Origin of the sequence: Pseudomonas sp. B21-040, from assembly GCF_024748695.1 — a bacterium.
GTDB lineage: Bacteria > Pseudomonadota > Gammaproteobacteria > Pseudomonadales > Pseudomonadaceae > Aquipseudomonas.
Window position 1 is genome coordinate 4,923,554 of sequence record NZ_CP087176.1, and the last position, 21,681, is coordinate 4,945,234.

Here is a 21,681-nt window from a genome sequence, read left to right on the forward strand (position 1 = left end):
AGGGCCGCCGTTGAACTCAACCAGCCGTTAATTCCAGAGGCCGATCTTTTCCAGTTCCTGCTTGAAGTTGTCGCGCGTGATCAGTGTCACGTCGTCCATGGCGGTGTACTTTGCCGGTTCGGTGCCGGTGGTGACCCACTCGTACATCATGCTGGCGGTGTTGTAGCCCTCGATGTGGGGGCTGGGCAGCATCGAGCCGAAGAAACCGCTGTCAGGTTTCTTCAGTTCACCGATGGCGTCGGTGCCGTTGATGCCGATTCCGATGACGTTGGCCGCGGCAAAACCGGCGCTTTCGGTGGCGCGCACGCCGCCGAGCACGGTGTTGTCGTTCATGCCGCCGATGATCAGGTTTTTCGCCGCACCCGGCAGTTTCACCAGTGCCGAGTTGGTGGCGTCCATGCTGCCCGGTACGTCGAGGGTTTTCAGCGCCGAGAACAGGATGTGGTCCTTGGGCATGCCGGCGTCTTCCAGCGCCTTGACCGAACCGTCGGTGCGTTTCTTGCCGGTGTCGAGTTCGTTGTAGGTGTTGATCACCGCATAGGTGTCTTTCCAGTCCCAGCCGCGTTTTTTCGCTTCGGTGGCCATGGCGTGGCCTTGTTTCTGACCGACTTCAAAGGCGGCCATGCCGAGGTACGGAACGTCCTCCATGAACTTGCCGCCAGCATCGACAAAGCGGTCATCGACGGCGATCACCTTCAAGCCGTTGAGCTTGGCCTTGGCCATGATCGCAGGGCCGAGGGACACGTCGGGCGGGCAAATCACGAAGCCCTTGGCACCGTTGGCGGCCAGGCTGTCGATGGCGGAGAGGGTTTTCTCGCCGTCCGGCACGGCGATTTTGATCAGGGTAAAGCCCTTCTCTTTGCCGGCTTTTTCAGCGAACGCCCATTCCGTCTGGAACCAGGGCTCTTCCGCTTGCTTGACCAGAAAACCGATTTTCACTTCCTCGGCCGCCAGCAACGTACTGCTCAGGCTGACCGCAGTAACCGCCAAAGCGGCACAGCACAGGGAACGGATCCCACGACGACGATTCATAAGCAGACTCCTTGTTATTTTTTTTGAGCGTTATTTGAAAGCCGGTGCAAACGGTGAAGCTAATAGTCATATCGTATGATGATTGGCTTTCAGGCGTAATTCCGCGCCTGAAAGCCGTTTTGTTCAGTCGTGGTACATCACCGAGCGACCACCATCGATGGTGATGCACGACGCATTGATGAACGGCGCTTCATCACTGGCCAGGAAAACGGCGGTCATGGCCACTTCAATCGGCTGACCGATGCGGCGTGGTGGATGCAAATCAAAGGCGCGCTGACGCTCGGCGTGCGGATCGGCAAAACCGTTCCAGTAATCAACGTTCAGTTGGGTTTCGATATAGCCCGGCGCGATGGCGTTGACGCGAATGCCCTTGGGCGCGTATTCGATGCCGAGTGCGCGTGTCAGGCCGAGCAAGCCGTGCTTGGCCACCGGGTACGGGAAGCAGCCCGGAATGATGTGGGTGGAATGGGTCGAGGCAATGTTGATGATGCTGCCGATGCCTTGCTCGATCATTTGCGGCAGCACAGCCTTGCAACCGTACCAGGCGCCGTCGAGGTCGATGGCGAAGCAGCGGCGCCAATCTTCTTCAGTCATTTGCAGTGGATCGCGGAACACGTTGACCCCGGCGCAGTTGACCAACACGTCGATTCGCCCGTGAAGGTCGATCGCCAGCCTGACCATGGCGTGCAGGTCTTGCTGGCTCGACACGTCGGCCTTGATCGCCACCACATCGGCGCCCTGCTCACGCCAATGCGCCGCGACTTTCTCGACTTTTTCGGCCTGGATGTCGCTGATGATCAGCTTGGCCTGCTGCGATGCGAACGTCGCGACGATGGCCTCGCCAATACCCTGGGCGGCACCGGTCAGCAGGACCACTTTGTTTTTAAGACGCTCGCCTTTGGGCGGTTCAGGCACCGGCGGCAAGGAAAGGGGTTCAGCCATGAATCAAGACTCCTTTTTCGGGCACGAAAAAAACCGGGCATCTGTCGATGTCCGGTCAAAAGGCTGTATGGAAAATCGCTGCATCACTTCACCTGTTTTGTTTTTTTAAGTGTGAGTGCGTGTAACTGATGGCCGACTATAAACCTGCCCGATAAAAAATCTCAATATATAATTTTGCATCCCATATTTTGGGATTTATCCAGCGAAGCGCGTACAAGGCTTTCCAGCCACGTCCACTCGAATGGACAACATCGCGCCGTCCAGCGGGTGGTTGAGCGGGCTCGCAGCGCTGGTGATGTACAGGGTTTTCAAGTCTTCGCCGCCAAACACGCAACTGGTGGGCCGGCTGACCGGCAGTTCGATGACTCGATCAATATGGCCGTCCGGCGTCAGTCGGATCAGGCAATTGCCGTCCCAGCGGGCGTTCCACACATAGCCTTCGGCATCCATGGCCGAGCCGTCGGGAACGCCCCGTTTGTCGGGACCGAACCAGACATAAGCGGTGTCCAGGTTGCCGTCGGCATGGATGAAATACCGGTACAACGTGGCGTCGAGGCTGTCGGCGAAGTACAGCGTCGTGGCGTCTTCGCTCCACAGCAGCGTGTTGGGAATCCCCAACCCCCGCAGCAGCGGCGTGACCCGGGCATCGCGGTCGATGCGAAACAGACCGCCGGAGCGACGCGTGACGGGCAAGTCTTCGCCGTTTTCACCGATGTTGTTTTGCATGGTGCCGAGCCAGAGCCGACCCTGCGCATCGCAACGGGCTTCGTTGGGGCGATTGCCGGGTTGCGGGTCGGCGACGCAGAACAAGGTCAGGCGCGGCTCAAGGCCTGGGGAGTCGAGGTCCAGCCGATAGACGCCACTGCTCAACGCGACTAACGCATCACCGCTTTCGCAGGGGATGAACGCGGAGATGTGTTCCGGCATTTCCCAGATCTGTACGTTGGCACCGATCAGCCGCAACGCCTGTTTGCCGGCGATGTCGACCCAGTACAAGGCTTGCGTGCGCACGTCCCAGAACGGGCCTTCGCCAAGCCGTGCACGGTGCTGGGTAACCGCATTCAACGCCATGAAACCTCCATTCTTATTGCTTTTATGTGATCAGCTGACCTTTTTGTCGGCCATGACTTGCGGGTAGTAACGCTTGATCGCCAGCTCCGCGTTGTCGATCAGGGTCATGCAGGCCCACACCCCGCGCGCAGCATCGCGGGCGGCGATGGCATCGGCCATGTCTTTGTGAATCGGCAACGTACGACGCAGCTCATCCGGATCAGCGGCGGAAACCTCGAAGGATACCGCCAGCAGCGCGCCGAGGGCCGGGACCATTTGCTCGATGAATTGATTGTGGCTGGCGGCGAGGATGCACTCGTGGAATATCCGGTCGGCGCGGTTGTAATCGACGCCGCTGTCCACCGCCCGCGCCAGCGCGTTATAGGCCAACAGCACGGCTTGCACCTGTTCGACAGTGGCCCGCTCGCAGGCCCAGCGTACGGCCATGGGTTCGATGGTGCGGCGCAGGTCGAGCAAGTCGTCGACGAAGTTTTCCGGCAAACCGCTGCGTGACAGCCAGCCGACGACTTGCGGATCGAAGAGATTCCAGCGACGCACCGGCAACACTCGCGTGCCGACCTTCGGCCCGACTTCGAGCAGGCCTTTGGCGACCAGGGTTTTGATGGCTTCGCGGATGACCGTGCGGCTGACACCTAATTGCTCGCCCAGATCGGCTTCTACCTTGAGGGTTTCGCCGGGCTTCACCTGGCCTGCGGCAATCCAGCAACCGAGCCAATCGACGGTCGACGCATGAAAACTGCTGGACATGGATACCTCAGAACCGGGCGCGATGGAGCCCCACGCTAATCATCATACGATTAGGTGTCAATTTGATTTTTGGATGAACACTGGGAGCGTCAAGGCTCCAGGCCGATGGGAAAGAACTCCCCGCCACTCCACACACCCAACCAGCGCTGCCCGTCGATCTCACGGCTCACTGCCAGCTCCACCAATTGGTAGAACACATTGCGGTGAATCAAGGCTTCGAGGTTAGTACGCACATGAACGTAAGGCGCAGGCTCTTGCGTGACCGGGTCGATCACCACGCGGATCGGATGTTCGGCACCCGCCTGCGCAGTTTCGTCGACGTTGGTGGTGAAGTTCAGGATCTGAGCCTCGCCCTCGCCTTCCACATCAACGGCAACTGCCACAAACGGTGCATCATCGACCTTGATCCCGACCTTCTCGACCGGTGTGATCAGGAAATAGTCGTCGCCATCGCGGCGAATGATGGTGGAGAACAGTTTGACCATCGGCTTGCGCCCGATTGGCGTGCCCAGGTAATACCAGGTGCCATCGCGGGCGATGCGCATGTCGATGTCGCCACAGAAATCGGGGTTCCACAGATGGACCGGCGGCAAGCCTTTGGTTTTGGGGATTTGCCCCAACAAGTCGTTGGCTTTTTGCGGGCCACTCATGGCGTTCTCCCTGGATTACTGGTTACTGATCCCGATCAGGCTGCGCGCATATTGCTCCAGCGGCGGGCCAATCAGGTCTTCTGGCTTGTTGTCGTGGAACGTCAGTAAACCGCCACGACTCTTGATGCGTGCAGTATCAATCAAATACTGGGTGCTGGTCTCGATCAACATGATCTGAATCACGCCGCTGTCGATGCCGAGACGGTCCACATACTCCTGATCGATCCACTCATCGGTGTTGCCAATACGGTCGTCCGCCTTGGCGAACCGGGTGTAAAGCAAGTAATGCGCACCGGCGGCACGGGCGTCCGCCATAGCCTGGTCGAGGCCTTCGGGAGTTTGGGCGCGGCGCACCATCGGGAAGTATTCGATAAAGCCGTTGAAAGCTTCTTCAGCCACCGCGTTTGGTCGCGGATAAACGATACCTGGTGGCGCGAAAGGACCTTGGGCGATGTAAATGAACGAGTCCGGCTGAATGCGCAGATTGTTCACCCGACGGCTGTCGCTGTGATCCAGCAGTCCCACGTCACTCATCTGGTAGTGAGTCTCTTCAGCCATGTCGCTGACTTTCATGCAGCCACCAAGCGCCAAAACGGCCAGCAGCAAAACCAGGCTACGCATCCTACCCTCCAGAGGCCGGTGACGGAAAACCGGCGAATGGCCATGGGATGCAGCTTCCGCGCCAGCTCGGGAGAAGCACGCCCCTGTAGCAGCTGGCGAAGCCTGCGTTCGACTGCGCAGCGGTCGCAAGATCAGGCGATACGGTGCTCCAGATATATTTTGATTACAGGATTTACGGCTGCTTCGCAGCCGGACGCAGCCTTCGGCAGCTGCTACAGGGGAGCCTGCTCAGCCGCCGATGATCTTCATGATGGTTGCACCACCGGAGAACGCCACTTCCTGCTTGTCGCCCAAGGCTTTCACCAGCAGGCGCTGCAAGGCGGGCAGCGCTTGATGACGCGGTTTGTCCAGCAAGTCGCCGACATAATGGCGATTGCTCGACGACAGGCAGCCATGCAGCCAGCCCGTGGACGAAAGACGCAAGCGTGAGCAGGTGCGGCAGAACGGCACACTCTCGTTGGCGATGACGCCGAAATGGCCCAGGCCGGAAATCTCGTAACGCACCGCCGTGGCATCGACCGGCGCATCGGCTTGCAGATACTCATAACGCTCGCCGATCAGGCTCAGCAACTGCTGAAGGCTGACGAACTGCTGCAGGAACGCATTGGAGTCGGTCGCCAGATGGCCCATGCGCATCAGCTCGATGAAACGCAATTCATAGCCGCGCTCCAGGCAGTAATCGAGCAGCGGCATCACCTGATCAAGATTCTGGCCACGCAGCGGCACCATATTGACCTTGATCTTCAGGCCAGCGGCCTTGGCTTGATCCATGCCATCGAGCACGGTCGCCAGATCGCCGCCACGGGCGATGCTGCGAAAGGCGCCGGCGTCCAGGGTGTCGAGGGAAACGTTGATACGACGAATGCCGGCATCCACCAGCAACGGCAGCTTTTTCGCCAGGAGCTGACCATTGGTGGTCAGGCTGATGTCTTCCAGGCCCATCTTGCCGACGGCCGTCATGAAGGCTTCGAGTTTGGGGCTGACCAGCGGCTCGCCGCCGGTGATGCGCAAGCGTTCGATGCCCGCTGCTTCGATCAGATAAGCTACGCCGCGTGCCATGGCCTCGGCCGACAACTCATCCTGCGCAGCCACCAGCCGCTTGCCGTTAGGCACGCAATAGGTACAAGCGTAGTTGCAGGCGGAGGTCAGACTGATCCGCAAATTGCGAAAACGCCTGCCTTGACGGTCAACGATCATGGATCACTCCGGCGAAAGTAATAGAACGCTTAAAACTTGACTCACAAATCAAGTTTTAGCAAGTCCCATGCCTGAGTATATTCCTGCGGTACTGCGCCATATAGCTAAATCATGGCGCAATCAGGCGGCTGAATGGTTCAACTGCTCGGGGTGTCGGTATCGCGCTTGCGCTTGTTGCCCATACGCACGCCGATGTCCATCAGGAACTGGAAGAAACCTTCCTGATCTTCCAGCACATTGCTCCAGAACGGCGAGTGATACAGCGCCACGGCGCCATGCACCAACGCCCAGGAAGCGCAGTAGTGAAAGTAAGGCGGCACGTCTTCGAGCTTGCCTTCGCTGATCCGGCCTTTGATCAGCAGGGTCAGGCGCTCGAAGTTAGAGGCGCGGATCTTGTGCAGTTCCTCGACCATCTCCGGCACTTGATTGCCCTTGACCACCTTCTCTTCCAGCCGGTCGAACAACCGATAGCGTTGCGGGTCGCGCATGCGGAATTCGAAGTAAGCCCGGGACAGCGCTTCTTTGTCCTTGTCGACATCGGCCGAATGCAACAGCTCGTTCAAATCACGCTCGTAATCGAGCATCAGGCGCAGATAAATCTCGGCCTTGGACTTGAAGTGCTTGTAGATCGTGCCTTTGCCGATACCGACGGCATCAGCAATCATCTCGACGGTGACACTGTCTTCACCTTGATCGAGGAACAGCTTGAGCGCGGTATCGAGAATTTCTTGCTCGCGGCGACGAAACTCACGGACCTTACGAGGTTCTTTATGCATAAGAAAAGGTCTGTTGGGGTCAAAATTCGAAGCCGCGTATTATGCCTAACTTACGCAAAAATGCACGGATCATCCGACCATATCTGTGTTTCTTGATGATTTCCCGCAGAGTCGCCAGTGGATGAGAACGCTTCCGAAGCGGGCGTATTCCAAAATTGTTTAAAAACCTTGGCCGGGAAACTGGACGAGGCGCAATAGTGATCAATACTTGAAATGTCGGCGGGACATCTCCCCCAAGTGTTGCGCCGATATTGGTACCAACGGACCGCGTGCCATTGTTTTACTCCTAATGGTCTTAACCCGGATTCACCCCCCAGAACCCGGGTTTTTTTTGCCTGCGATTTAACCTTTCACATGCGCCAGCGGGAACAGCCGCTTGAAGTTCGCCGTGGTCTGCTCGGCAAATCGCTCGTAAGGCTCGCCTCGCAACATTGCCAGAAACTCCGCGACTTCACGCACGTACTGCGGCAGGTTCGGCTTGCCGCGATACGGGATCGGCGCGAGGTACGGCGAATCGGTTTCCACAAGCAACCGGTCGGCAGGCACCTTGCTGGCCACATCGCGCAGCGCATCGGCATTGCGGAAAGTGACAATACCGGACAGGGAAATGTAATAGCCCATATCCAGAGCCGCCTTGGCCATGTCCCAATCCTCGGTAAAGCAATGCAACACGCCAGCCTGAGGCAACGCCGCTTCACGTAACAGGTTCAAGGTATCGGCGCGAGCGCCCCGGGTGTGGATGATGACCGGCTTGCCAGTCTGTTGGGCCGCTTGCAGGTGCAGGCGAAACGACTCCTGCTGTAACTCGGCCGCTTCCGGTTCGTAGTGATAATCCAGACCGGTTTCACCGATCGCGACGACGCGCGGGTGATTGAGTTCGCGCAACAACCAATCCAGCGCCGGCGCTGCGCCCGGTTGCACATCCAGCGGATGCACGCCGACCGAGCAATCGACGTCGTCATAACGTTCGGCCAGGGCTTTGACCTCGGCGGCGTTGTCGACGCTGACGCCGATGCACAGAAAATGCCCTACCCCGCGCTGACGGGCTGCATCGAGCGCAGCATCCAGAGAGCCGTCGTGGGCGGCGAGGTCGAGACGATCAAGGTGACAATGGGAATCTACGAGCATAAAAGGGCTGCAACTTACATCGTATGAGTGGGACGGTCGGACTTGAGGGCTCCGGCCAGATGGGTTTCGATTCGACTGCGCGCAGTGTTGTCGCCGTCGTTGAACTGCACGCCGACCCCGGCGGCCCGGTTGCCCTGAGCGCCTTTGGGGGTGACCCAGGTCACTTTGCCAGCGACGGGAATCTTCTCGGCTTCGTCCATCAAGTTCAGCAGCATGAAGACCTCATCGCCCAACCTGTAGCTTTTGTTGGTCGGGATAAACAGGCCACCGTTCTTGATGAATGGCATATAGGCCGCGTAAAGCACCGACTTGTCCTTGATGGTCAGGGACAAAATGCCGTTACGCGGCCCAGGGTTGACGAGTTCATTCATGCTGGCCTCCACTGCTGATGAGCAGAGTCTAGGCCCGGACGATCACTTCTGGGTAGGCAGGGATGCCCATTGCACCAGGAGCGCTTCCAGCAACAACACCCGGTTCAGGTTGGCCTTGCTCATCACCTTCTGGCGCTGGGCGAGGATCCAGTCCTGAATACCGAGGACTTTGTCCTGACTGGTTTTCTGCGCCAGGTACTGAACCACCTTGCGCATGTCCGCCAGACCCAGGCCTTCTTCATCCTGGGTTAATTGATAACGCAGAATCAGGCTCGACCAGTCACAAAACCAGTCGAACAACAGCAATAACGGGATCGCATTCCAGCCTTCGGCCAATTGCGTCGGCGACTGTTGCTGCTTAAGCAACTTCTTCACCCCATCGACCACCAGCGCCCGCTGCTCGCGCACGCCTTGCGCTTGCAAGGTAACCGCCGCCAGTGGCGAACCCGCAGCCAGGGTCAGCAGTTCGATACGCTCCTCTTGCGAGCAATCCGGCAAGGCTTGCGCCAGCCAGGTCAAGCTCATCGCTTCGCTCGGCAAGGGGCAGGCTTGCTGCACGCAGCGGCTCTTGATGGTCGGCAGCAGGCGACTGGTCTGGTGACTGACCAACAGCAAAACGGTATCGCCCGACGGCTCTTCAAGGCTTTTGAGCAAGGCGTTGGCGGCGTTGACGTTCATCGACTCGACCGGCTCGATCAACACGACTTTGCGCCCGCCCATCTGCGAGGTCTGCACCACAAAGCTGACCAGTTCGCGCACCTGATCGACCTTGATCGCCTTGTCGGCCTCTTCCGGTTCCAGGATGTAATTGTCGGGATGGCTGCCAGCCTTCAGCAGCAGGCAGGACTTGCATTCGCCGCAAGCGTCCTGCGCGGTGGGCCGCTGACACAGCAGGCTGGCCATCAAGCGTTCGGCCAGCGCGCGCTTGCCGATCCCGGCCGGGCCATGCAGCAGATAGGCGTGAGCGTGTTGCTTACGACCGGCCAACTGCTGCCAGAGACCGTCCTGCCACGGATAGGCCTCAGCCACGGGTCAACTCCAGCAGGCGCGGCAACAAGGCGTCCAGGGACTGTTGAACCTGTGCCAGTGGCTGGGCGGCATCAACCAGGACATACCGCGCAGGATCCGCTTTCGCGCGCTTGAGGAACGCACTGCGCACCGCATCAAAAAAGGTTCGGCCTTCGAGTTCGAATCGATCCAGTCGACCGCGAGCGCTGGCGCGGGCCAGACCGACTTCTACCGGCAAGTCGAAGATCAGCGTCAGGTCCGGGCGCAGATCGCCCTGGACGAACGTTTCCAGGGTTGCGATGCGTTCCATCGACAAACCGCGACCGCCACCTTGGTAGGCGTAGGTTGAATCCGTAAAGCGATCGCATAACACCACCGCACCACGCGCCAGCGCCGGGCGAATCACCTCGGCCAAGTGTTGGGCGCGCGCGGCGAACACCAGCAGCAATTCGGTGTCGGGGTTCATGACTTCATCAACCGGCGCCAGCAGCACTTCGCGAATTCGCTCGGCCAACGGCGTGCCGCCCGGTTCGCGGGTCAGCACCACCTCGATACCGGCAGCGCGAAGACGCTCGGCCAGGTATTCGCGATTGGTGCTTTTGCCGGCGCCTTCCGGGCCTTCCAGGGTAATAAACAAGCCAGTCACAGGCAGTCCTTAGTCAGAATTATTGCGGGCTTTGCGGCGCGACTGCATCCGGCGCGGGCTCAGGTGCGGGAGCCGGCTCGGATTCAGGTGCAGGCGTCGGTGCAGGTGCAGTTTCTTGCGGTGCTACCGGGGGCATTGCCTCGGGATCGGGATCAGGCGAAGCCGCCGGAATCGGCGCCTCGGTATCCGACGTTTCGGCACTCGTCGCCTCAGGCGCAGGGATCGGCGCCGGGCTGGAGCGGTAATCGGCACGACGCTTGAGCTGGAACTCGCGCACCGCGTTGTTATGGGCGTCCAGGTCATCGGAGAACACATGGCTGCCATCGCCGCGCGCGACGAAGTACAGGCTGTTGCCTGCCACCGGGTTCAACGCGGCATGGATCGCTTCGCGGCCAACCATGGCAATCGGCGTCGGCGGCAACCCGGAGATCACATAAGTGTTGTACGGGGTCGCTTCCCTGAGATGGGCGCGGGTCAATTTGCCGCTGTAGCGATCACCCAGGCCGTAGATCACCGTCGGGTCGGTCTGCAGCAACATGCCGATCGCCATGCGGCGAACGAAAACACCGGCAATCTGCCCGCGCTCCTGCGGCACGCCGGTTTCCTTTTCCACCAGCGAAGCCATGATCAGCGCTTGATAGGGTTCGGTGTATGGCACGTCGGCGGCGCGTTGATCCCACTCTTTGGCAAGAACTTCGTCGAGGCGGTCATAGGCTTTTTTCAGCAGATCGACGTCGGTCATGCCACGCACAAACCGATAGGTATCCGGGAAGAATCGACCTTCCGGGAAAATCCCGCGGTGACCGAGTTTCTCCATCACCTGGGTGTCGCTCAACCCGTCCAGGGTCTGTTCCAGTTTTTCGTCTTTGGCCAGGGCTGCGCGCACCTGACGAAAATTCCAGCCTTCGACCAGGGTCAGGCTGTACTGAACCATTTCCCCACGCTTCCACAGGTCGATCAACCCCTCGACCGTCATGCCCGGCGTCATGCGGTATTCGCCGCTGTGCAATGGCTGTTTGGGGAGATTGAAGCGCCAGTAAACACGCAGCCAGAACGCGTCCTTGATGACGCCGTCGGCTTCGAGTCGATAGAAGGTGCGGGTGGGTGTCGTGCCTTTGGGCACTTCCAGCAATTTTTCCTGGGTGATGTTTAGCGGTTGTTCCAGCGCCGAATGAATTTTCCAGGCAGAAGCGCCCAGACACAGCCCCGCCAGTACCAATCCGGTTTCCAGCAGCAGCAAGAATTTACGTCTCACGTATCAAGCATCCAGTAGCGCGCGGGCAATGGTTTGGAGTTTACGGGTGAGCGGCCCAACCGGCCAGCTCAGCGCAGCATAGGCGCGCACCGGCCAAACGCCATACACGCTGTTGCAGACAAAGACTTCATCGGCCCATTGCAGCTGTTCCAGCGTGATGTCAGTAATTTGTGTAGGAATTCCCGACGACTCGGCTTGAGACAATAATTCCGCACGCATCACGCCAGCCACGCCACAGCGTTTCAAATCGGCCGTGATCAACACGCCATCCCGCACCAGGAACAGATTGCTGAACACTCCTTCAATGACACGCCCGGCCTGATCGAGCATCAAGCCTTCGGCATGTTCGGTGTCTTGCCATTCGGCACGGGCAATCACTTGCTCAAGACGGTTCAGGTGTTTGAGCCCGGCGAGCAGCGGTTGCCTGGACAGTCGTGTGGTGCAGGGGAACAGGCGAACGCCCTGCTCTGCATGAACAGCCGGATAAGCAGCAGGAGGATTGCCTTGCATAATACGTCGGGCCTGGGCCGAAGGATCGGGGGCGTAACCACGCAGGCTGTCGCCGCGCGTGAGGATGAGCTTGAGCACGCCCTCACCCAATGTGGCGGCGTAGGCCAACAGTTCGTTGCGGATCAGTTCGTGATTGGCGGTGATAGCCAGCCGCGTGCAACCTTGCGCCAAACGCGCCAGATGCCGGTCCAGCAACAGCGGTTGCCCACCATGCACGGCAATGGTCTCAAACAGACCATCGCCGTAAGCCAGGCCGCGATCCTTCAGCGGCAGAGCGTCAGCCGGCTGACCGTCGACCCAGCTCTCCATCAGTCAGCGAACCGACGGAACACCAAAGAGCCATTGGTCCCGCCAAACCCGAAGGAGTTCGACAGCACCACATCGATGTCCATGTTGCGCGCAGTGTGCGGCACGAAATCGAGGTCACAGCCTTCGTCCGGCTCATCGAGGTTGATGGTGGGCGGCGCTACCTGGCTGTTGATCGCCAGCACGCTGAAGATCGCTTCGACTGCACCCGCCGCACCCAACAGGTGACCGGTCATGGATTTGGTCGAACTGACTGCCAGCTTGTAGGCGTGATCGCCAAACACCGACTTGATTGCACAGGCTTCAGCCAGGTCACCGGCCGACGTCGAGGTACCGTGGGCATTGATGTACTGAACCTGATCGGCATTGACCTTGGCATCGCGCAGGGCATTGGTGATGCAACGTGCGGCACCCGCACCGTCCGCCGGTGGCGAGGTCATGTGGTAAGCATCGCCACTGGTGCCAAAGCCGATCAACTCGGCATAGATGGTCGCGCCACGCGCCTTGGCGTGTTCCAGCTCTTCGAGCACCAGAGCACCGGCACCGTCGGACAACACGAAGCCATCACGGCCTTTGTCCCAAGGACGGCTGGCACGGGTCGGTTCGTCGTTGCGGGTCGACAGCGCACGGGAGGCACCAAAGCCGCCCATGCCCAAACCGCATGCCGCCATTTCGGCGCCGCCGGCAATCATCACGTCAGCTTCGTCATACATGATGTTGCGAGCAGCCATGCCGATGCAGTGCGTACCGGTGGTACACGCTGTGGCGATGGCGTAGTTAGGCCCCTGTACACCCAGGTGGATGGACAGAAAACCGGAAATCATATTGATGATCGAGCCAGGCACGAAAAACGGAGAAATCCTTCGTGGGCCAGAGTCATGCAGAGTGCGGCTGGTTTCTTCGATGTTGGTCAGACCGCCAATACCCGAACCCATGGCCACGCCGATGCGCTCGCGATTGGCATCGGTGACTTCAAGACCTGCGTTACGCACAGCCTGAAAACCTGCGGCCAGACCGTATTGAATAAACAGGTCGAGCTTGCGAGCTTCCTTGACCGACAGGTATTCCTCGACATTGAAGCCCTTTACCGAGCCGCCAAAACGGGTGGAATAGGCAGAAAGGTCGGTGTGTTCGATCAGACCAATGCCACTGCGGCCAGCCAGAATGCCCTGCCAACTGCTCGGCACATCCGTGCCCAGTGGCGACAACATACCCATACCGGTGACTACGACGCGTCTACGCGACACAGCACTCTCCTTTTTTCAAATGACGACTTTGCATCAGGCCTAAAGAAAAAACCGCACGCCGTGATGGCAGTGCGGTTTTTCCATGACAGCAAGCAACGATTACAAGCTATTAAGCCTGGTGGTTAGTAACGTAATCGATTGCGGCTTGTACAGTAGTGATCTTCTCAGCTTCTTCGTCAGGGATTTCGGTCTCGAATTCCTCTTCCAGAGCCATCACCAGCTCAACGGTGTCAAGGGAGTCGGCACCCAGGTCTTCAACGAAGGAAGCAGTGTTAACCACTTCTTCTTCTTTAACGCCCAGTTGCTCAGCAACGATTTTCTTGACGCGCTCTTCGATGGTGCTCATACCTTGTTTTCACTCCTAATGGACAAATTCAGGCAGCTGGCCAGTGGGTAAGTGTATAGAAAGACTTTTCAGCTTTTCAACTGAAAGCTTCACTCCTCAAACCCGACAGCCCTCTGCCTATAAATAGATTGCAGCTTTATAACGGATTTTAGACAGCTCGTATGACATTTTTTTGAAGCGATCCGTCACATTTAACTCATGTACATCCCGCCGTTCACCGGGATTGTAGCCCCAGTAACGTAAGCCGCACCGTCGGATGCAAGAAAAGCGACCACAGACGCGATCTCTTGTGCTTGCCCCAGACGGCCCAGCGGAATTTGCGTCTGCAAGGCTTCACGCTGTGCCTCGGGCAGTTCGCGGGTCATGTCGGTATCGATGAACCCTGGGGCCACCGAGTTTACCGTAATCGACCGCGAACCGACTTCACGTGCCAGTGCACGACTGAAACCTTCCAGACCGGCCTTGGCGGCTGCGTAGTTTACTTGGCCAGCGTTGCCCATGGCACCCACTACCGAGCCAATACTGATAATTCGTCCCCAACGGGCTTTGGTCATACCGCGCAAAACGCCCTTGGACAGGCGGAACAGACTGTTCAGGTTGGTATCGACGACATCATGCCACTCGTCGTCTTTCATGCGCATCATCAGGTTATCGCGGGTGATACCGGCATTGTTGACCAGGATCGCCGGCGCACCGAACTGTGCCGTGATCTCTGCCAGCACCGCGGCAACGGATTCGTCGCTGGTGACATTGAGTTCCAGACCGGTGCCTTGAACGCCGTTTTCCTTCAGGTTGGCGGCAATACGCTCGGCACCCGAGGCAGAGGTCGCAGTGCCGATAACGATGGCACCCTGACGACCCAGTTCCAGGGCGATAGCCTGGCCGATACCGCGGCTCGCACCGGTGACCAGTGCAACTTTACCTTGCAGACTCATGCAAGTTTCTCCTGATTCAGGCCTGCGCTGCACGGGCGGCAGCGAAAGCGTCTGGGGTATTGAGGTTGGATGTCGATACGCCTTCGGCGCAGCGTTTGTTCAGGCCGGCCAGCACTTTGCCAGGTCCGCATTCGACCAGATTGGTCGCGCCCTTGGCTGCCAGCGCCTGGACCGATTCGACCCAGCGTACAGGCTTGTAGAGCTGCTCAAGCAGATCGCGCTTGAGGGTTTCCAGATCGGCCGGCACATCGGCACTGACGTTCTGGACCACAGGAATCTGCGGCACCTGCCAGTCGATCGCGGCGATCGACGCAGCGAAACGCTCGGCGGCCGGGCGCATCAGTTCGCAGTGGGACGGCACACTGACCGGCAACGGCATGGCGCGCTTGGCACCACGAGCCTTGCAGCCTTCAATGGCACGCTCGACCGCGGCCTTGGCACCGGCGATAACCACTTGGCCCGGGGAGTTGAAATTCACCGCACTGACCACTTCGCCTTGCGCCGCTTCGGCACAGGCTGCCAGCACGTCAGCATCGTCCAGACCGAGGATAGCGGCCATGCCGCCCTGCCCGGCCGGAACGGCTTCTTGCATCAGCTTACCCCGGGTTTCAACCAGCTTCACCGCGTCGCCCAGACTCAAGCTGCCCGCAGCGACCAGGGCGCTGTATTCGCCCAGGCTGTGACCGGCAACATAACCCGGACGCGCGCCACCTTCAGCCAGCCACAGACGCCACAAGGCGATCGAGGCGGTCAGAATGGCCGGTTGGGTTTTATCGGTTTGATTGAGTTGCTCTTCCGGCCCTTGCTGGGTCAGCGCCCACAGGTCGTAACCCAGGGCATCGGAAGCTTCTTTGAATGTTTCGAGGACAACCGGATGTTGCGCGCCCAACTCGGCCAGCATGCCGAGGGACTGCGAACCCTGTCCTGGAAAGACGAATGCGAGGGAAGCAGACATGTAACAAGCCCCTAATGATCTTGTCGTCGGAGAATTGACGTCCCGCTATGGGGGACGCAAGAAACTGACAGTTGGATGGCCAAATGAACTGAGCGGTCACATTTAAGCATTGTCCGACGAAAACACCTAAAGCAACAAATCCTCCAGCCGACCGTGAATACGCTCCGGCAGGTTTTCCTGAATCTCGATCAGTGCTCGGGAAATGGCGCTCTGGAACCCCTGAACCCCGGCCGATCCGTGACTTTTCACGACAATTCCTTGCAACCCGAGAAAGCTTGCACCGTTGTGCCGGGCGGGCGCCAGATCGGCTTGCAGGCGCTTCATCAACGGCAGCGCCAGGGCGCCGACCAATTTCGAGGCGAGGTTTTGCCTGAACAGCGCTTCAATGCGCCCGGCAATCATGGTCGCCAGACCTTCGCTGGATTTAAGCAGGATATTGCCGACAAAACCGTCACACACCACCACATCGGCCTCGCCACGGTACAAGCCGTCACCTTCGACAAAACCGATGTAATTGATGCCACGGGCCGCCTGCAACAAAGTGGCGGCCAGCTTGACCTGCTGATTGCCCTTGATGTCTTCGGTGCCGATGTTCAGCAGCGCCACACGCGGCCGGACAATACCGAGCGTTTCGGCCGCCACCGACCCCATGACCGCGAACTGCAGCAAGTGCTCGGCGCTGCAATCGACGTTGGCGCCCAGATCGAGTAACTGGCAATAACCCTTCTGAGTCGGAATCGCCGCCACCATCGCCGGACGATCAATACCCGGCAAGGTTTTGAGCACAAACCGCGACAACGCCATCAGCGCACCGGTATTGCCAGCGCTGACACAGGCCTGAACCTTGCCATCGCGCAATAACTCGAGCGCCACGCGCATCGACGAGTCGGGCTTGCCGCGCAGGGCCTGCGCAGGCTTCTCGTCCATGGTGATGACTTCAGACGCAGGCACAATCGACAGGCGCGAGCGATCCACAGCCGACTGGCCAGAGAGCAATTCTTCAAGAAGAGAGGGTTGACCGACGAGGGTCAGGTGCAGCGAGGGTGTTGCAGACAGGCAAGCAAGGCTGGCCTGAACAATGCTGCGGGGACCGAAGTCCCCGCCCATTGCGTCAATCGCGATGACTTGAGCAGACAAGGATTACTCGTCAGCGCCCTTGTCGATCACTTTACGACCACGGTATACGCCTTCTGGCGATACGTGGTGACGCAGGTGAACTTCACCGGTGGTTTTTTCTACAGACAGGGTGCTAGCCTCGAGAGCGTCGTGCGAACGGCGCATGTCACGGGCAGAGCGGGATTTTTTGTTCTGCTGAACAGCCATAATTGATTAACTCCTAAACGTTTGGGTCACGCTTTAACTGCGCCAATACACTGAACGGGTTGGACCGCGTTACCTCGTCCTCGCTCGGTTCGGGCTCATCGAGACCCGCCGGCTGCTGGCATTCTTCCGGATGATGAGCAGGCACAATGGGCAAGGCGAGCAGAAGCTCCTCCTCGATCAGTGACTGCAGATCCAAAGGATCTTCGCCCAGTTCCAGCACGTCATAACCTTTCGGCAACGACTGGGTATTCGCACCCTCCTTCACCACAGCATAACTGCATTCGCTATGGATCGGCAGGGTGACCAGCTCAAGACAACGCTGGCAAACCATTTTGACTTCGGTGTCGATAAAGCTGTGGATGACCACAGATTTACGTTCATCTCGTTCAAAAACGAATTTAGCCTGCACCGTACCGACAGTATCGGAAAGCGGGTCGCAGAGTCTCTCCAAATCGGCCAGCAGCAGTTCACCTTGAAGGGTGGTGCCACGGTCAGCCAATTTGCGCGGGTCAACGTGAGGTGGAATCGGGTCATTCAACATAGGCGCAGCATTATAGGGATGCCCCCGGCCATGTCAAAGGAAATTCAGCCCTGTCCGTCACTTGCAAGCCTCCGCTAGAATCCGGACCTGACTTTTGGAGTTGCGCATGCTGCCTTTACTACTCGCTTCAAGCTCGGTGTATCGCCGGGAATTACTGGCCCGCCTGCAGCTGCCATTCACCTGCAGCTCGCCGGATATCGACGAAAACCATCGTCCGGGCGAGCCCGCCATTGAACTGGTCAAGCGCCTCGCCAAAGAAAAAGCCCTGGCACTGATGGGCAGCCATACCGCTCACCTAATCATCGGCTCCGACCAGGTCGCGGTACTCGGCGAGCGGATTATCGGCAAACCCCACACCTTCGAAAAGGCCCGCGAGCAATTGCTGGCCGCCAGCGGTGCCAGCGTGACCTTCCTGACCGGCCTGGCGCTGCTCAACAGCCAGACAGGCGAATGCCAGGTTGATTGCGTGCCGTTCACCGTGCACATGCGCACGCTGGATCAGGCGCGCATCGAACGCTACCTGCGCGCCGAGCAGCCCTACGACTGCGCTGGCAGCTTCAAGGCGGAAGGCTTGGGGGTGAGTCTGTTTCAAAGCACAGAAGGCCCTGACGCTACCAGCCTGATCGGCCTGCCACTGATCCGCCTGATCGATATGTTGCTGGCCGAAGGCGTGCAAATACCCTGACCACCACAATCGTGTAGCGGCTGGCGAAGCCTGCGTTCGAGTGCGCAGCGCTCGCCAAACCATATGCCGCGACCTGCCAGGCAAACCGCGAAATCCGGATTTGCGAGCGCTACGCACTCGAACGCAGGCTTCGCCAGCTGCTACAGAGACCGCACAGGTATTAAAAAACCGGCCACCTGGGCCGGTTTTTAATGCCAAAGGAGATCAGCGCATTGATGGACCGTGAAACCCCATCCACATCGCCAATTGCTCCGCAACGCTGGCACCGAGCCTCTTCGAGAAGCGATCGAACGGCGATTCCTGAACAGTGAAGTCCACCAGTTCTTTCTCGCCAATCACATCACGCGCCACAGAACTGGCATTACCCAGGCCATCGATCAACCCCAGCGGCAACGCCTGCTCACCATTCCAGACCAGCCCGGAGAACAACTCCGGATGCTCTTTGTCCTTGAGACGATCGCCACGCCCCTTCTTCACGCTGTTGATGAACTGCTGGTGCGTGGTGTCCAGCACACCCTGCCAGAACTGAGTTTCCTCAGGCTTCTGCGGCTGGAACGGATCGAGGAACGACTTGTGCTCACCCGAGGTATAGGTGCGACGTTCGACACCCAGCTTCTCCATGGTACCGACAAAACCATAGCCGGCCGCCGTCACACCAATGGAACCCACCAGGCTCGCCTTGTCGGCGTAGATCTGATCCGCCGCACTGGCGATGTAGTAAGCACCGGAAGCCCCCAGATCCGAAATCACCGCATACACCTTGGTATCCGGATGCAGGCCACGCAGGCGGACGATTTCGTCATACACATAACCCGACTGCACCGGACTGCCGCCCGGGCTGTTGATGCGCAGCACGATACCTTTGACTTTCTCGTCCTCAAAGGCAGCACGCAGGCTGCCGACGATATTGTCAGCACTGGCCGGCTCCTTGTCGGCGATCATGCCCGTCACATCGATCAATGCCGTGTAGTTGGTGCTGCGGGTCGCACTCTTTTCCATGTCCATCAGCGGCGTAAACAGGATCAGCGCGACAAACAGGTACACGAAGGTCAGCAGCTTGAAGAATATCCCCCAGCGGCGAGACCTGCGTTGTTCCTGCACACCCGCCAGCAGAGTCTTTTCCAGCAGCTTCCAGCTTTTCTCGTCACCGCTCTGCGCACTCGACTTGTCAGGCGCCTTCCATTCGTCGGTCATGACATCTACCCCAGCAAAAACCTGTTAAGCCCGCTGATTCAGCCAGGCATGCAATTCTGAAAAACGATCAATGGCCAGCGCCGGCCCGAACACTTTCAGCGCCTCGATCGATTGCGCGCCATAGCTGACTGCAACCGAATCCATGCCGGCGTTGCGCGCCATCTGCAAGTCGAAGGACGAATCGCCGACCATCAACGCTTGCTCAGGGCGAACCTCGCAGTGGGCGAGAATCTGCTCAAGCATCAGCGGATGAGGCTTGCTCGCGGTTTCGTCGGCGGCACGGGTAATGTCGAAATAGTCCTCCCACCCGTGAGACTTCAGCACCCGATCCAGCCCGCGACGCGCCTTGCCGGTCGCCACAGCCAAATGATACCCCTCGGCACGGAACGCCTCCATCGACTCGACGACCCCCTCGAACAACGGCGAAGGCACCGCCTCCGAAGCGATGTAGTGATCGGCATAGTGCTGACGAAACGCTACCAGTTCGGCGTCGCCAATCTCGGGATACAGGGTGCGAATCGCTTCCGGCAAACCGAGACCGATGATGCCCTTGACGGCAAAGTCGTCACGCAACGGATACCCGGAGCGTTCGGAAGCGACATGCATCGCCTCGACAATCCGACCGATGGAATCAGCCAATGTGCCATCCCAATCGAAGATCAGCAGCTTGTAATCAGAGGGGCGCACTCAATCGCTCCACGGTCTTGGCCCACATTTCATCCACTGGCGCCTGCAACTTCAGCTCGCCACCATCGGGCAGCGGCACGGTCAGCATGTAGGCGTGCAGGAACAGGCGCTTGCCGCCCAAATCACGGATCTCTTTGCTGAAATCGTCATCGCCGTACTTGGTGTCGCCGGCAATGCAATGCCCGGCGTGCAAGGTATGGACGCGGATCTGGTGAGTCCGGCCGGTAATCGGCTTGGCTTCGATCAGGGTGGCAAAGTCGCCGAAGCGGCGCAGGACCTTGAACACGGTCACCGACTCCTTCCCCTCCTCCTCGTCGACCTCGACCATGCGCTCGCCGGAGCGCAGATTGCTCTTGCCCAGCGACGCACGAACCTGCTTGATCGAGGCCGCCCAGTTACCGCGGACCAGCGCCATGTAGCGCTTGTCGACGCCATCGCCGCGCAATGCCGTGTGCAAATGGCGCAGCATGCTGCGCTTCTTGGCGATCATCAGCAGGCCGGAGGTGTCACGGTCGAGACGGTGGACCAGCTCCAGCTCCTTGCAATCGGGACGCAACTGACGAAAGGCTTCGATCACTCCATAAGTCAGGCCGCTGCCGCCATGAACCGCAATGCCGCAAGGCTTGTTGATCACGATCAGCGCCTTGTCTTCGAAGACAATCGAGGCTTCGAGGCGCTGCAGCAGGCCTTGGGCCAGCGGCACCGGCTCGTCGCGCTCAGGCACGCGAACCGGCGGCACGCGCACGATATCGCCCGCCTGCAGCTTGTATTCGGGCTTGATCCGCCCCTTGTTCACACGCACTTCGCCTTTACGCAAAATGCGGTAAATCAAGGTCTTGGGCACGCCTTTGAGCCGAGCGAGAAGGAAGTTGTCAATACGTTGGCCGGCATATTCCGGCGAGACCTCCAGCAGCTGTACCGCTGGGGTCGGAGGGGTTGTAGTCGTCATGGCGCGGATGATAACAATTTTTTATGGAATTGAAGCACTTAATCATTGCTGCTATAGTCGCGAACGCCGCCAAAAGCGGCCTGGACAGCGGACCAACGGTCAAAAACCGGCCCTGACCAACGCAATTCACCAGGACGTGAGGCCGTCCTACGGGGCTTTCGCTACGTAACGGTGGAGTTTGCAGCTGTAACGAGCGCAGGTGACATGAGGCCTGAATCAAGCCGCAAAGCAGAGTTTTCACTCGCCTTGCGAGCCAATATTCACGGCCAGTTCACAAAGTGCAGTCAGCGACGAACGACCCCGAGCGAACGCTTCGGAAACAACGCCTAAATTAGCCATGATGCGTGACCTCCCCCTTCGGAGCTCACGGTAAATGCCAACCCGCTGCGGATTCTGCGCGCGGCAGCACCCGAATTATCAGGGATACGTGTAGGGTGGAGATGCACAACCGCTGGACTGTGTAGCAATAGGCTTTATCAAGACGCTTCATCTCGTCCACAGCCGCTGGTTGATTCCTCCTCCTGACTGAGTGCTTAAGTAGCCACAGCAAGCAGGACGC

The 21,681-nt window shown here is 59.0% G+C and carries 25 protein-coding genes; 1 reads left to right on the forward strand and 24 read right to left on the reverse strand.

Annotated elements, in window-relative coordinates; all coding sequences use genetic code 11:
• Positions 1-27 precede the first annotated feature (27 nt).
• The 21 genes from LOY55_RS22515 to LOY55_RS22615 form a co-directional block, all read right to left on the reverse strand.
• On the reverse strand, positions 28-1,032 hold the full coding sequence (locus tag LOY55_RS22515) for a substrate-binding domain-containing protein (RefSeq protein ID WP_046031698.1): 1,005 nt from the start codon (positions 1,030-1,032) through the stop codon (positions 28-30).
• Positions 1,033-1,155: 123 nt separating this feature from the next.
• The gene (locus tag LOY55_RS22520) at positions 1,156-1,974 is read right to left on the reverse strand and encodes an SDR family oxidoreductase (RefSeq protein WP_258666815.1); all 819 of its coding nucleotides are present in this window, start codon (positions 1,972-1,974) and stop codon (positions 1,156-1,158) included.
• A gap of 195 nt (positions 1,975-2,169) precedes the next feature.
• The gene (locus LOY55_RS22525; RefSeq protein ID WP_046031696.1) at positions 2,170-3,045 is read right to left on the reverse strand and encodes an SMP-30/gluconolactonase/LRE family protein; all 876 of its coding nucleotides are present in this window, start codon (positions 3,043-3,045) and stop codon (positions 2,170-2,172) included.
• Between the two features lie 30 nt (positions 3,046-3,075).
• On the reverse strand, positions 3,076-3,792 hold the full coding sequence (locus LOY55_RS22530; RefSeq protein WP_046031695.1) for a FadR/GntR family transcriptional regulator: 717 nt from the start codon (positions 3,790-3,792) through the stop codon (positions 3,076-3,078).
• Between the two features lie 89 nt (positions 3,793-3,881).
• The gene (locus LOY55_RS22535; protein ID WP_046031694.1) at positions 3,882-4,442 is read right to left on the reverse strand and encodes a DUF1285 domain-containing protein; all 561 of its coding nucleotides are present in this window, start codon (positions 4,440-4,442) and stop codon (positions 3,882-3,884) included.
• 15 nt (positions 4,443-4,457) lie between these two features.
• Complete coding sequence (locus LOY55_RS22540) at positions 4,458-5,063, reverse strand: DUF4823 domain-containing protein (protein WP_077431539.1); 606 nt, start codon at positions 5,061-5,063, stop codon at positions 4,458-4,460.
• Between the two features lie 228 nt (positions 5,064-5,291).
• Entirely contained in the window at positions 5,292-6,260 is a 969-nt protein-coding gene (locus LOY55_RS22545) for a GTP 3',8-cyclase MoaA (protein WP_077431537.1), read from the reverse strand.
• Positions 6,261-6,397: 137 nt separating this feature from the next.
• Positions 6,398-7,036 carry a TetR/AcrR family transcriptional regulator gene (locus LOY55_RS22550; protein ID WP_008152317.1) on the reverse strand — a complete coding sequence of 213 codons (639 nt, stop codon included), beginning with the start codon at positions 7,034-7,036 and terminating at the stop codon, positions 6,398-6,400.
• 342 nt (positions 7,037-7,378) lie between these two features.
• Positions 7,379-8,164, reverse strand: a complete 786-nt coding sequence (locus tag LOY55_RS22555; protein ID WP_077431535.1) for a TatD family hydrolase — start codon at positions 8,162-8,164, stop codon at positions 7,379-7,381.
• 14 nt (positions 8,165-8,178) lie between these two features.
• Positions 8,179-8,535: a PilZ domain-containing protein gene (locus LOY55_RS22560; RefSeq protein ID WP_046031690.1), complete on the reverse strand. Its 357-nt coding sequence runs from the start codon at positions 8,533-8,535 to the stop codon at positions 8,179-8,181.
• A 42-nt stretch (positions 8,536-8,577) separates the two neighbouring features.
• A complete protein-coding gene (locus LOY55_RS22565; RefSeq protein WP_077431531.1) occupies positions 8,578-9,564 on the reverse strand; it encodes a DNA polymerase III subunit delta' in 987 nt (328 codons plus the stop codon).
• On the reverse strand, positions 9,557-10,189 hold the full coding sequence (tmk, locus tag LOY55_RS22570) for a dTMP kinase (RefSeq protein ID WP_046031688.1): 633 nt from the start codon (positions 10,187-10,189) through the stop codon (positions 9,557-9,559). The genes LOY55_RS22565 and tmk overlap by 8 nt, the downstream gene beginning before the upstream one ends.
• A gap of 19 nt (positions 10,190-10,208) precedes the next feature.
• The gene (gene mltG / locus LOY55_RS22575) at positions 10,209-11,444 is read right to left on the reverse strand and encodes an endolytic transglycosylase MltG (RefSeq protein WP_109785211.1); all 1,236 of its coding nucleotides are present in this window, start codon (positions 11,442-11,444) and stop codon (positions 10,209-10,211) included.
• A 3-nt stretch (positions 11,445-11,447) separates the two neighbouring features.
• Positions 11,448-12,263, reverse strand: coding sequence for an aminodeoxychorismate lyase (gene pabC / locus LOY55_RS22580; RefSeq protein WP_258666824.1), 816 nt, complete (start codon positions 12,261-12,263; stop codon positions 11,448-11,450).
• Positions 12,263-13,507, reverse strand: coding sequence for a beta-ketoacyl-ACP synthase II (gene fabF, locus LOY55_RS22585; RefSeq protein WP_046031685.1), 1,245 nt, complete (start codon positions 13,505-13,507; stop codon positions 12,263-12,265). The genes pabC and fabF overlap by 1 nt, the downstream gene beginning before the upstream one ends.
• A 109-nt stretch (positions 13,508-13,616) precedes the next feature.
• Positions 13,617-13,853: an acyl carrier protein gene (gene acpP, locus LOY55_RS22590; protein WP_003442511.1), complete on the reverse strand. Its 237-nt coding sequence runs from the start codon at positions 13,851-13,853 to the stop codon at positions 13,617-13,619.
• Between the two features lie 191 nt (positions 13,854-14,044).
• Positions 14,045-14,788 carry a 3-oxoacyl-ACP reductase FabG gene (gene fabG / locus LOY55_RS22595; RefSeq protein WP_046031684.1) on the reverse strand — a complete coding sequence of 248 codons (744 nt, stop codon included), beginning with the start codon at positions 14,786-14,788 and terminating at the stop codon, positions 14,045-14,047.
• A gap of 16 nt (positions 14,789-14,804) precedes the next feature.
• Complete coding sequence (gene fabD / locus LOY55_RS22600; RefSeq protein ID WP_046031683.1) at positions 14,805-15,743, reverse strand: ACP S-malonyltransferase; 939 nt, start codon at positions 15,741-15,743, stop codon at positions 14,805-14,807.
• A gap of 126 nt (positions 15,744-15,869) precedes the next feature.
• Positions 15,870-16,880, reverse strand: coding sequence for a phosphate acyltransferase PlsX (gene plsX / locus LOY55_RS22605; protein ID WP_077431523.1), 1,011 nt, complete (start codon positions 16,878-16,880; stop codon positions 15,870-15,872).
• A gap of 3 nt (positions 16,881-16,883) precedes the next feature.
• Positions 16,884-17,066 (reverse strand): 50S ribosomal protein L32, encoded by a 183-nt coding sequence (rpmF, locus tag LOY55_RS22610; RefSeq protein ID WP_003179396.1) that lies wholly within the window; start codon positions 17,064-17,066, stop codon positions 16,884-16,886.
• 13 nt (positions 17,067-17,079) lie between these two features.
• Positions 17,080-17,607 (reverse strand): YceD family protein, encoded by a 528-nt coding sequence (locus tag LOY55_RS22615; RefSeq protein WP_004371317.1) that lies wholly within the window; start codon positions 17,605-17,607, stop codon positions 17,080-17,082.
• Between the two features lie 106 nt (positions 17,608-17,713).
• Between LOY55_RS22615 and LOY55_RS22620 the strand changes: the two genes are divergently transcribed.
• Complete coding sequence (locus LOY55_RS22620) at positions 17,714-18,292, forward strand: nucleoside triphosphate pyrophosphatase (RefSeq protein WP_046031681.1); 579 nt, start codon at positions 17,714-17,716, stop codon at positions 18,290-18,292.
• A gap of 204 nt (positions 18,293-18,496) precedes the next feature.
• On the opposite strand, the gene sppA is transcribed toward LOY55_RS22620, so the two are convergent.
• Genes sppA through rluC form a run of 3 tightly spaced genes read right to left on the reverse strand, consistent with a single transcriptional unit; the run spans position 18,497 to position 21,122 of the window.
• Complete coding sequence (gene sppA / locus LOY55_RS22625; protein WP_258666828.1) at positions 18,497-19,486, reverse strand: signal peptide peptidase SppA; 990 nt, start codon at positions 19,484-19,486, stop codon at positions 18,497-18,499.
• Between the two features lie 24 nt (positions 19,487-19,510).
• Complete coding sequence (locus LOY55_RS22630) at positions 19,511-20,173, reverse strand: HAD-IA family hydrolase (RefSeq protein WP_109785208.1); 663 nt, start codon at positions 20,171-20,173, stop codon at positions 19,511-19,513.
• Positions 20,160-21,122, reverse strand: a complete 963-nt coding sequence (gene rluC, locus LOY55_RS22635; RefSeq protein WP_046031678.1) for a 23S rRNA pseudouridine(955/2504/2580) synthase RluC — start codon at positions 21,120-21,122, stop codon at positions 20,160-20,162. The genes LOY55_RS22630 and rluC overlap by 14 nt, the downstream gene beginning before the upstream one ends.
• Positions 21,123-21,681 lie beyond the last annotated feature (559 nt).

What these genes read in the sequence shown, in the direction of transcription:
- LOY55_RS22615 (WP_004371317.1), bottom strand. Translation starts at nt 17,607, where the DNA reads ATGTTGAATGACCCGATTCCACCTCACGTTGACCCGCGCAAATTGGCT.
- LOY55_RS22535 (WP_046031694.1), bottom strand. Translation starts at nt 4,442, where the DNA reads ATGAGTGGCCCGCAAAAAGCCAACGACTTGTTGGGGCAAATCCCCAAA.
- rpmF (WP_003179396.1), bottom strand. Translation starts at nt 17,066, where the DNA reads ATGGCTGTTCAGCAGAACAAAAAATCCCGCTCTGCCCGTGACATGCGC.
- LOY55_RS22520 (WP_258666815.1), bottom strand. Translation starts at nt 1,974, where the DNA reads ATGGCTGAACCCCTTTCCTTGCCGCCGGTGCCTGAACCGCCCAAAGGC.
- LOY55_RS22555 (WP_077431535.1), bottom strand. Translation starts at nt 8,164, where the DNA reads ATGCTCGTAGATTCCCATTGTCACCTTGATCGTCTCGACCTCGCCGCC.
- LOY55_RS22540 (WP_077431539.1), bottom strand. Translation starts at nt 5,063, where the DNA reads ATGCGTAGCCTGGTTTTGCTGCTGGCCGTTTTGGCGCTTGGTGGCTGC.
- rluC (WP_046031678.1), bottom strand. Translation starts at nt 21,122, where the DNA reads ATGACGACTACAACCCCTCCGACCCCAGCGGTACAGCTGCTGGAGGTC.
- LOY55_RS22530 (WP_046031695.1), bottom strand. Translation starts at nt 3,792, where the DNA reads ATGTCCAGCAGTTTTCATGCGTCGACCGTCGATTGGCTCGGTTGCTGG.
- fabG (WP_046031684.1), bottom strand. Translation starts at nt 14,788, where the DNA reads ATGAGTCTGCAAGGTAAAGTTGCACTGGTCACCGGTGCGAGCCGCGGT.
- LOY55_RS22525 (WP_046031696.1), bottom strand. Translation starts at nt 3,045, where the DNA reads ATGGCGTTGAATGCGGTTACCCAGCACCGTGCACGGCTTGGCGAAGGC.
- LOY55_RS22515 (WP_046031698.1), bottom strand. Translation starts at nt 1,032, where the DNA reads ATGAATCGTCGTCGTGGGATCCGTTCCCTGTGCTGTGCCGCTTTGGCG.
- acpP (WP_003442511.1), bottom strand. Translation starts at nt 13,853, where the DNA reads ATGAGCACCATCGAAGAGCGCGTCAAGAAAATCGTTGCTGAGCAACTG.
- LOY55_RS22560 (WP_046031690.1), bottom strand. Translation starts at nt 8,535, where the DNA reads ATGAATGAACTCGTCAACCCTGGGCCGCGTAACGGCATTTTGTCCCTG.
- fabD (WP_046031683.1), bottom strand. Translation starts at nt 15,743, where the DNA reads ATGTCTGCTTCCCTCGCATTCGTCTTTCCAGGACAGGGTTCGCAGTCC.
- sppA (WP_258666828.1), bottom strand. Translation starts at nt 19,486, where the DNA reads ATGACCGACGAATGGAAGGCGCCTGACAAGTCGAGTGCGCAGAGCGGT.
- LOY55_RS22620 (WP_046031681.1), top strand. Translation starts at nt 17,714, where the DNA reads ATGCTGCCTTTACTACTCGCTTCAAGCTCGGTGTATCGCCGGGAATTA.
- pabC (WP_258666824.1), bottom strand. Translation starts at nt 12,263, where the DNA reads ATGGAGAGCTGGGTCGACGGTCAGCCGGCTGACGCTCTGCCGCTGAAG.
- LOY55_RS22550 (WP_008152317.1), bottom strand. Translation starts at nt 7,036, where the DNA reads ATGCATAAAGAACCTCGTAAGGTCCGTGAGTTTCGTCGCCGCGAGCAA.
- LOY55_RS22545 (WP_077431537.1), bottom strand. Translation starts at nt 6,260, where the DNA reads ATGATCGTTGACCGTCAAGGCAGGCGTTTTCGCAATTTGCGGATCAGT.